Source organism: Frankia gtarii, assembly GCF_025403375.1.
Classification (GTDB): Bacteria; Actinomycetota; Actinomycetes; order Frankiales; family Frankiaceae; genus Frankia; species Frankia gtarii.
Genome location: NZ_JAMPTM010000012.1, coordinates 47,124 through 56,808, shown reverse-complemented (window position 1 = coordinate 56,808; position 9,685 = coordinate 47,124). Strand labels below are relative to the sequence as shown.

Below are 9,685 nucleotides of genomic sequence, written 5' to 3'. Positions count from 1 at the left end.
GCGGATGCGGGTGCCGAAGATGGCCGAGCTGGTCTCGGCCGACCTGCGCCAGCGCATCGTGCGCGGCGAGCTGGTCGAGGGGCAGGCGCTGCCGACGGAGGCACTGCTCGTCGCGCAGTACGGGGTGTCCCGGCCGACGCTGCGGGAGGCGCTGCGCATCCTGGAGGCGGAGTCGCTGATCACGGTGCGCCGCGGCGCGGGCGGCGGGGCGCGGGTGCAGACGCCGAGCCCTCGGGTCGCGGCTCGCTACGCGGGGCTGGTGCTGGAGCATCGCGGCACGACCGTCGCCGACGTGTGGGAGGCGCGGCTGTATCTGGAGCCGCCGGTCGCGGGGCTGCTGGCCCGCCGGCGCACCCGTGCCGACCTGAGCCTGCTGCGCGCGGCGGTGGAGCGCCGCGGTGCCCATCCGGCCGAGACGGTCCGGCTGCACAACGACTTTCACGCCCTCGTCGTCCGGCTGGCGGGCAACGAGACGTTGGAGCTGCTCGTCGGCATGCTCAGGGAGATCGTCGACCGCGCCACCTGGTCCGCGGTCGAGAGCGACCTCGGGACGTCGGTGCAGGCCGACACCGAGCGGGCGGCGGTTCGGGCGCATCACGCCCTGGTCGACCTGCTCGAGGAGCGGGACGCCGCGGGCGCGCAGGCGTTGTGGCGGCGCCATCTGCGCGCCGGTGCCGCCTACCTCGACGGGGGCGGCCGCAACGCCGCCACCCTGGACCTGCTCGCCTGAGGGCGTGAACCGCGGGTCACGCGGCCCACGCCCTCGGCGGTCAGCTCACGAGCGGGTCAGTTCGCGCCGAGCTTGTAGATTCCGGTCGCGTCGATGGTGCGGAAGTTCGACAACGTCCCGGTCTTGGACGCGTCGGCGACGAATCCGGTGGTCGAGCAGATGTTCGGCGACACCGGGCTCGCCTTGCCGTTGCACTGGAAGGTCGCCCCGCCACCGATCGGGTAGGGGGTGGCCGGCGCAGTCTGGATCGCCTTGGCGACCCCGGCCGGGGTCACGTCGGTGCCCGCGACGGCGTTGACCGAGCGGATGAGGCCGAGCATGCCCTGGTAGCCGCTGATGGTGTAGGCGTCGTTGGTCTTCAGGCCCTTGCCATAGGCGTCGACCACTGCCGAGTACAGCTTGTACTCGGCGGTGGTCGGGTCCTGGTTGGCCTGACCCATGATCTTCACGCCCTCGAAGCCACCGGGAATCGAGGCCCCCTTGTCCGTGCCGACGCAGCGGTCCAGCGCGGTGATCGTGGCCTTGATGCCGAGGGCCTTGATCGCCTTGATCGCGCTGGCGCAGAAGGTCGGGTCACCCGTGACGTGGTACAGCGCGGGCTTGTCCTTCTGCGCGGACTGGATCTGCGGGGTCATGTCCGCGGTACCCGGCGGGATCGCGATGACCTTGGCCTTGCTCCCCGCGTTGGCGAAGAAGATCGGCGAGAGCGCCTTGGCCGGGCCACTGGCCGCGGGCACATCGATGACGAGCACGACCGCGCTGGACAGCTTGGCCTCGCGGGCGTACGCCGCCGCGGTGCCGAACGGCCCGAGCGGGTTGCCGAGCAGGAACACGTTCTTCGTCGACAGCGCGGTCTGCGTCGCGACGAGGTTCAGCACCGTCGGAATCCCGGCGGGAGAGACGATCTTGATCCAGGGGTCGGCCTGCCCCGGGCTACCGCCGGCCACCGCGGAGACCTTTTCCCGGACGAACGTGTTGCCACATGCCTGGGCGTCCGCGGGGACAGATTTGTCCTCACAACTGACGATTTGAATCTGGTGCCCGCGCAGCCCGCCGAGGTGGGCGTTGGCGTAGTCGGCGGCGGCCTGCGCCGACTTCTCCTCCGCGGAGGCGTCCACCGCCTGGGTGCGGCCGGTGCCGATCCAGCCGATCTTCACCGGGGTGCCGGTGGCGGCCTTCGCCGGACCGAGCAGGGCCGAGTCGGCCTTCACCGTCCCGCCGCCGCTGCTACCACCGCCGCTGCTACCACCACCACAGGCGGCGGCCACCAGCGAGGTGGCAAGCAGGACGCCGGTCAGCGCGGTGCGGGTACGCGGTCGCGCGGCCAGCCGGCCGGCCGCGGTGAAACGAAGCGGTAACAAACGCACGGTGGTGCTCCTTAGTCATTTGATCACTACATGGTTACGCGGTCCGTGGACCAGACGGCCCACGGACCGCGCGGATGGTGCGTGCTGCGGGCCGGAAAGAAGATGGGGAGTCAGGCGGAAGCGCCCGCCTCGGCTCCCAGGTAGGCGGCCTCGAGGCCCGCACGGTCGGCGGCGAGGTCCGCGGCCGGCCCGCTGCGGACGACCTCGCCGTGGACGAGCACGACGGCCTGGTCTGCGACCTCCAGCGCGAGCTGGACGTGCTGCTCGACAAGGATGACGACGGCCCCGGTCTCGTCGGCGATCCGGCGGACCACGGGCAGCAGCCCCTCGACGATCACCGGCGCGAGACCCATGCTCATCTCGTCGATGAGCAGCACGCGCGGCTTCTGAACGAGTGCCCGGGCAACGGCGAGCATCTGCTGCTCGCCACCCGACAGCGCACCCGCCGCAACGTCGAGCCGCTTGCCCAGACTCGGGAACAGCTCCATGACGTCATCGAGACTGTATCCGCCGGAACGCCGCGCGACGACGAGGTTCTCCCGGACGTTGAGGTCGGAGAACAGCGCCCGGTCGTCGGGGACGAGCACGACGCCGGCCCGGTTCGCCGCCGCCGGCCGCCCCCCGGGCACGGGCGTGCCGTCCACCAGCACCTCGCCGCCCAGCCGCGGCAGCAGCCCGGCGAGGGTCATCATCATCGTGGTCTTGCCGGAGCCGTTCGGGCCGAGGACACCCAGCACGGTCCCGCTGTCGGCGGTCAGGTCCAGCGAGCGGACGACCCGCACCGCGCCGTAGCCGGCCTCCAGCCCGCGCACGTCCAGCAGCGGGGTGACCGCGCCCGCCCCGGCAGAGGACGGGGCGGTGCCCGTCACCGGGCTCTGTGTGGCCGGCTCCTTCACCGCGACCGGTCCGCTCGCCGCGGCCGGCTCCTTCACCAGGACCGGTTCGGTCGTGCCGGCCGGCTCGCTGGTCGCCGCCGCGTCCTTCGTCCCAGCCGGCTCACTCACGATCGGCTTGTCCGCCGCAGCCGGCTCACTCACGATCGGCTTGTCCGCCGCAGCCGGCTCACTCACGATCGGCTTGTCCGCCGCAGCCGGCTCACTGGTCGCCGCCGCGTCCTTCGTCCCAGCCGGCTCGCTCACGATCGGCTTGTCCGTCGCAGTCGGCTCGTTCGTCGCGGTCATGCCGACACCTCCTCCGCGTGGGTGCTGCCGAGATAGGCCTGGGCGACCGCGGGATGGCTGCGGATGTCCGCCGGGGTGCCGTGCGCGATGACCTTGCCGAAGTTGAGCACGTGGATCTCGTCGCAGAGGCTGAGCACGAGGCTCATGTCGTGTTCGACCATGAGGATCGTGACGCCGCTGGCCCGGATGTCGCGCAGCCGCTGGCCGAGCCAGTGGCTCTCGACCGTGTCGAGGCCACCCGCGGGTTCGTCGAGCAGCAGCACGCGGGGGCGCCCGACGAGGGCCCGGGCGATGGAGACGAGCTGGCGCTGGCCCTGGGAGAGCTCGCCAGCGGGACGGTCGGCGACGGCGGTGAGCCGCAGCAGGGTGAGGGTTGCCGCGACCTCCTCGGAACTGGAACTGCCGGTCTGGCGCCGCGAGGCGCCCGCGGTCAGCCCGACGCTGACGTTCTCCCGGACGCTGAGGTCCTCGTAGAGCTCGATCGCCTGGAAGGTCCGGCCGAGTCCGGCGCGGACCCGCTCGTGCGGGCGCAGTACCGACAGGTTCTGTTCGGCGAGCGCGACGCTGCCGGTGGCCCGGGCGAACCCGCTGATCGCGTCGATCGCCGTCGTCTTGCCGGCGCCGTTCGGGCCGATGAGGCCGACGATCCGCCCCGGTGGCACGGACAGGGACAGGTTGTCGACGGCGAGCACACCGCCGTAGCGGACGGTGAGGTCGCGGACCGTCAGCACAGGCTCGGCCCCGTCGTCGAAGACGATGGCCGGCCCCGAGGCCGCCGCGGCGTCGGCGACGATCTCGCCGGCCTGAGCGACCACGGCGTCCTCGGGCGCGACGAGCGCGTCCGACCGGGTGCCCGCGGCCCGCGAGCGGCGGCGTTCGATCACCTGGTGGGCGGGGCCGACGATGCCCTCGGGGTTGAGGATGACGGTGAGGATCAGCAGCAGCGCCGCCACCGCCTCGTACCAGACCCCGGTGGAGACGACCTTGTCGACGAGTGCGTAGAGCAGCCCGTTGACGACGGTGACCCCGGCGAGGATGCCGCCGGAGACCGAGGTGGTGCCCGCCAGGTAGACGGTGCCGAAGAAGGTCAGCCCGACGATGGCGGTGAACGGGTCGTTGGTGACGTTGCCGAACTTGTAGGCGAGCAGCGCCCCGCCGATGCCGGCGATGAACGCCCCCAGCGCGAACGCGGCGAGCTTGACCCGCACCACGTTGACGCCGGCCGCGGCGGCGGAGCGCTCGTTGGCGCGCACGGCGAGCATCTGGGAGCCCAGCGTGCTGGTGCGCAGCCAGGCGACGCCGAGCCCGACGAGCACGAGCACGAGCAGGCAGAGCACCCCGAAGGTCACCCGGGGGAAGTCCGAACCGCTGCCGACGCCGAGGTTCCACCCGAAGATCTCCGGGTTGGGCACGGAGGCGCCCGACGAGCCGACGAAGTCGAGGTTGCGGAACCACAGCGCTTCCAGCGCGAACGCCAGCGCGAAGGTCACCACCGCGACCGTCAGCCCGCGGATGCGCAGCGCGGGCAGGCCGATCACCACGCCGACCACGGTCGCGCCGAGCGCGGCGACGATCGGTGCGAAGGGGAAGGCGATGTGCAGGTGCTCGGAGATCGGTCCGACCAGGAAGGCGGCGACCCCGGCCAGCGGGAGCTGCGCGAACGACACCTGCCCGGCGTAGCCGGTGACGACCACGACCGACAGTGCGATGACGGCGTAGACGAACGTGGAGATCAGCCCGTCGCGCAGGTCGCCGGTGAAGGCGATGAGGCCCACGACACCGAGCGCGGTCGGAACCACGGTCGGCAGCACCACGTTGTGAGGTCGAGGAGCACGGCCGAGGTTACGAGTGATCACCGCGCCTCGGCCGGGCAGCGGCTGCGCGCGCACCACGAGGACGACGAGGATCAGGATGAGCGGGACCAGCTCCGGCAGGCCGGAGGAGGGCAGCCAGCCGTAGCTGTTCTGCAGGTACTGGGCCTCGGACTGCAGGGCGCCGATGACGATGCCGGCGATCGTCGCCCACAGGACGTGCTGGAACCGACCCATGATCGCCGCCGCCAGGGCGGGGACGATGAACAGGGTGTAGGAGACGGGGATCAGCGGGACGATCGGCGCGATGAGGATGCCGACCAGCCCGGCCGCCGCAGAGGAGATCATCCAGTTGCCGGCGGCGACCCGGTCCGGGGAGATGCCGCTGACGTAGGCGCCCTTCTCGCTCGACGCCGTCGCGCGGGTGGCGAGGCCGAAGCGGGTGCGGGCGAACACGATCGATACCGCGGTGGCGAGCACGAGCACCGTGATCGCCAGATAGACCCGGTCGCCCGGGACGTTGATCGAGCCGGCCTTCCACAGGTCGGTCGGGAAGATCGGGTCGACCGCGACGGCGGTGGTCCCCATCCGCGCCGCGATCAGGGCGGTGATGGCCAGCGAGACGCCGAGCGAGGCCACCGCCTTCGCGACCGGCGGTGCGTTGCGCAGCGGCCGGAAGATCGCCAGATGCAGCCCGAGGCCGAGCAGGGCGGAGAGCGCCACCGCGATCGGCAGCGCGGCACCCATCGGTAAGTCACCACCGATGTCGATGGTCGTCGGCGTGCCGGGGATCAGGTTGATCAGCTCGCCGGAACGCAGGTAGGCATAGATGTAGGCGGCGAGCAGCGCGATGCTGCCCGTCGCGAAGTTGATGATCCCCGAGCTTCGGTACGTGATGGTGAGGGCGAGCGCGAGCGCACCGAACACCGCACCGTTGCCGAGGCCGAGGAGCAGGAAAACAATATGTTGACTCAAAAGTCACTCCGCAGGTCGTCCCAGAGCGGGAGGGGCGCTCAGGCCTGCGCAGGTCACGGATCACCGCGCCTCGACAGGACCGTCGGGGCGCGTGACGGATCTTGCCAGCCCCCCGATTGAGTTAAACTCATTGGATTGTTGTGTGCTACTTCACAGCCTGTCAAGCGATGCCGTGACCTGCGGCAGAACGACCGGCAAACGGGGGGTTCGCGGCCCGGCGCAGGGCCGCTGCGCCCCCCGTGACGCGGCCCCCGTCACGCTGCGTCCGCAGCGCCCCGCGCGGGTGGCCCGAGCGCCGTCAGAAGGCCGAGCGGTGGTGGCCCCCGTCGACGGCGATGTAGTGCCCGGTGAGGTAGCCGGCCTGGCGTGAACACAGGTAGACGATCGACGAGGCGATCTCCTCGGGCTCGCCGAGCCGGGCCGCCGGCACCCCCGCCGTGTCGATCATCCACTCGCGGCGCGCGGCCGGCTCGGTCAGGCCCTCGTGCGTCGACAGGTACCAGTTCGTCGTCTTCGTGGCGATCCAGCCCGGGGCGATCGTGTTGATCGTGATGCCGTGGCGGGCGTACTCGTCGGCGACGCTCTTGAGCAGGCCGACGGTGGAGGGCCGGGTGGCGTTGGCCACCGTGTGCGGTGGCTTGCTCTGCGGCTCCTTGGCGGTCGCCGAGCCGATGTGCACGTAGCGCCCGAACCCGGCCTCCTGCATCCCCGGCAGGACCGCGCGCAGCATGTGCACCTGACTGAGCGTGTAGACCCGGTAGGAGTCGACGTAGTCCTCCGCCCGGGTGATCTCGGCGAAGAAGCCGCGCACGTGGAAGTCCGCCTGCGTGACCACGATGAGCGGGGGCCCGAGGCGGTCGGTGACCTCGGCGACGGCGGACTCGATGCCCTCGGCGGTGCTCATGTCCGCGGACACCCCGACCGCCTCGCCACCGGCCTGCGCGATCGACTCGACGGCGGAGTCGATGTGGCGCTGCGTGCGCGCGACGACGGCGACGCGGCTGCCCTCCGCCGCGAGCATCCTCGACACCTCGAGCCCGATCCCCTTGCTGCCGCCGACGACGAGCGCCACCCGATCGCGAATGCCAAGGTCCACAGCCTGCTTCTCCTCCGAGACGGTTCCGCCCCTGCCGCCGAGTCCCGCGCCCACCGGTCGGGAACGGTGTTCCCCATCCTGGCACGCGCGCCGACCGGACGCCCACAACAGTGATCACAACAGTCGATTGACAACTCAACGTGACCTAAGCCACAATCGCGACCGGGCGTCGGCCTACTGGCGTCCGGATGCAGCCACAGGTCCCGCGCGCCGTTCTCACGCGGACCACGCCGCCCGCCGGCCGGGAGAAGCGTCGGAGGTTCGACGAACCCACCCGCCGCGTCGCCCACGAGCCCCTCCAGCACCACCCGGGCCAACCCCCGGTCATTTCCCGAACACAACGAGGAGTTCCAGCGTGCATATCTCCAGGTCGCGATTACCGCTTCGGCGCACATGTCCGACCCGTCCCCACGGTCACCTGTCCCGATCAGGCGGGCGCGCCCGCGCCGGTCTGTCGGCCGTGGCGCTCGCCGTGGCGGTCGCCACCGGCGTGGCGGCCTGCGGCAGCAGCGGCAGCGACGGCGGCGGCGGTGGCGGGAGCACGAACGGTGCGGCGAAGGCCGACGTCAGCCTGCTCGGCCCCGCGAAGGCCGCCACCGGCACCCCGGTCAAGATCGGCTGGGTCAGCACCGGCCAGACGCAGGCCGTCGACACCTCCGGCGAGATCCGGGCCGCCCAGGCCGTGACCGACTACGCCAACGCCCACCTCGGCGGCCTGCGCGGCCACAAGATCGAGCTCGTCACCTGCGAGGACAAGTCCGTCCCCGCCAACGCGCAGGCCTGCGGTAACCAGTTCCTGCGGGAGAAGGTCGCCGCGGTCGGGGCCGGCAGCCCCGGGCAGACCGACCCCTGGCTGAAGATCGTCGCACCGGCGGGCATCCCGGTGGGCATGAACCTCGTCGCGACCCAGGCCACCCTGTCGACGAAGAACGTGTTCATCTGGGGCAACCCCCTGGCCTCCTTCGGCACGCCGGCCGCCTTCGCCCGGGACAAGAAGCTGACCAGCGCCGCCGTGTTCGTCATCGACGTGCCCGCGGCCAGCGACCCGGCCAAGCAGCTCGTCCCGCCGTTCTTCGCCAACGCCGGCGCCAAGACCCAGGTGATCGCGATCCCGCCGGGCACCGCCGACATGACCCCACAGGTCCAGACCGCGCTGAAGAACAAGCCGGCGATGTACCACGTGATCGGTGACCCGACGTTCTGCTCCAGCGCGATCAAGGCGATCAAGGCACTCGGCATCACCCAGCCGATCACCGCGCTGGATCGCTGCATCGGCGCCGACCACGGCGCGTCGATCCCCGGCGGCTACTCCGGCGTCAACATCATCGCGCAGGCCAACGTCGACCCCTCCACGCCCGAGTTCAAGCTGTTCGACGCCGTGCTCAGCGCCTACGGCAAGGGCCTGAAGTTCGACGCGATCAGCATGAGCGGCTACCAGGGCATGCTGAGCCTGGTGCGGGGCGTGAACGCGGCGCCCGGCACGGATGTCACCCCCGCGGCCATCGCCACGGCGCTGCACACCATGCCGGCCACCACGTACCCGCTCGGCGGCGGCTCCACCTTCCAGTGCAACGGCAAGGCCAACGCGGTCTCGCCGAACATCTGCTCCACCACGGGATTCATCGCGGACGCGGACAAGGAGGGCACGCTGACGAACTTCCGTTCCCTCGACACCACGGGGATCTTCAAGCTCGGCGCGAGCTGACGGTCCCGCCCGCCAGGTAGCGGGCAGCACACGCAGACGGGTGCCCCGGGGCCATCGGCCCCGGGGCACCTCTGCGTTCGCCCGCCGGCTACCGGACGGCGCCGCGCCGGGACAGGCCGACGAGGTCCAGGACCAGCTCGGCGTAGGCGGCGACCTCGTCGGCGTCGGGCTGGTGGTCGAGGGCGATCCAGGCCGCCTGACGGCTCATGACCATTTCGAACGCGGCGTCGGCGAGAAGCTCCGCCCGGGGAAGCCGGGCGTGTCGCAACGTGTGGGCCAGGGGCTGGCGCAGCGGGAGGGTGAGCGTGGCCTCGGCCTGGGGGAAGCGGTGCAACAGGCGGTAGCGGTCCAGCGCGAGGGCTCGGATCGCCCGCGCGGCCTCACCCCGCGCCAGCGACAGCAGCGCCACCGCCCAGGTCCGCACCGCCTCGACCGGCGGCCCGGCGGTGGCAACGCGGCGCTCCACCACCACGGCCGTGCGCCGCGTCGCCTCCTCGACCACGGCGAGGGTCAGCCCGTCCTTCGACCCGAACACCCGGTAGAAGGCGGCGTTGTGCCGCCCGGCGCGCGCCACGATGCAGCTCACCCGCAGGTCGACCGTGTCGGTCGCGGCGAGCAGATCGAGGGCCGCGGCGATGAACGCCTGGCGCTCCCGCTCCAGGGCGACGGGATCGTCGAGGTAGCGCAGCGGACTCGCCATCGACGTTCCCTTCGTCGGCGCAGGCGGGCAGCCAGGCACGGCGCGTGGAACATCACTCTACGGCGAGCGAGGGACGTCCCGACGGCGACCCAAGGGAGTACAACGGTAGTTGACGGCACC

7 protein-coding genes are annotated in these 9,685 nt (G+C 71.7%); 2 read left to right on the top strand and 5 right to left on the bottom strand.

The window, feature by feature from the left end; all coding sequences use genetic code 11:
- Positions 1 to 730 (top strand): FadR/GntR family transcriptional regulator (locus NBZ83_RS04070; RefSeq protein WP_261574366.1); only part of this gene is annotated, 730 nt, incomplete at its 5' end.
- Positions 731 to 786: 56 nt separating this feature from the next.
- Here NBZ83_RS04070 and NBZ83_RS04065 read toward each other — a convergent pair.
- The 4 genes from NBZ83_RS04065 to NBZ83_RS04050 form a co-directional block, all read right to left on the bottom strand.
- Positions 787 to 2,097 carry an ABC transporter substrate-binding protein gene (locus NBZ83_RS04065; protein ID WP_261574365.1) on the bottom strand — a complete coding sequence of 437 codons (1,311 nt, stop codon included), beginning with the start codon at positions 2,095 to 2,097 and terminating at the stop codon, positions 787 to 789.
- 110 nt (positions 2,098 to 2,207) lie between these two features.
- Positions 2,208 to 2,966: an ABC transporter ATP-binding protein gene (locus NBZ83_RS04060; protein ID WP_498041038.1), complete on the bottom strand. Its 759-nt coding sequence runs from the start codon at positions 2,964 to 2,966 to the stop codon at positions 2,208 to 2,210.
- Between the two features lie 308 nt (positions 2,967 to 3,274).
- Positions 3,275 to 6,064: a branched-chain amino acid ABC transporter permease/ATP-binding protein gene (locus tag NBZ83_RS04055; RefSeq protein WP_261574364.1), complete on the bottom strand. Its 2,790-nt coding sequence runs from the start codon at positions 6,062 to 6,064 to the stop codon at positions 3,275 to 3,277.
- A gap of 298 nt (positions 6,065 to 6,362) precedes the next feature.
- Entirely contained in the window at positions 6,363 to 7,160 is a 798-nt protein-coding gene (locus NBZ83_RS04050; RefSeq protein WP_261574363.1) for an SDR family oxidoreductase, read from the bottom strand.
- A gap of 460 nt (positions 7,161 to 7,620) precedes the next feature.
- Here NBZ83_RS04050 and NBZ83_RS04045 point away from each other — a divergent pair, with 460 nt between their 5' ends.
- A complete protein-coding gene (locus tag NBZ83_RS04045; RefSeq protein ID WP_261574362.1) occupies positions 7,621 to 8,865 on the top strand; it encodes an ABC transporter substrate-binding protein in 1,245 nt (414 codons plus the stop codon).
- A gap of 88 nt (positions 8,866 to 8,953) precedes the next feature.
- Here NBZ83_RS04045 and NBZ83_RS04040 read toward each other — a convergent pair whose 3' ends face one another.
- Positions 8,954 to 9,565, bottom strand: coding sequence for a TetR family transcriptional regulator (locus NBZ83_RS04040; RefSeq protein WP_261566426.1), 612 nt, complete (start codon positions 9,563 to 9,565; stop codon positions 8,954 to 8,956).
- Between the last annotated feature and the right edge of the window lie 120 nt (positions 9,566 to 9,685).

What these genes read in the sequence shown, in the direction of transcription:
- NBZ83_RS04040 (WP_261566426.1), bottom strand. Translation starts at nt 9,565, where the DNA reads ATGGCGAGTCCGCTGCGCTACCTCGACGATCCCGTCGCCCTGGAGCGG.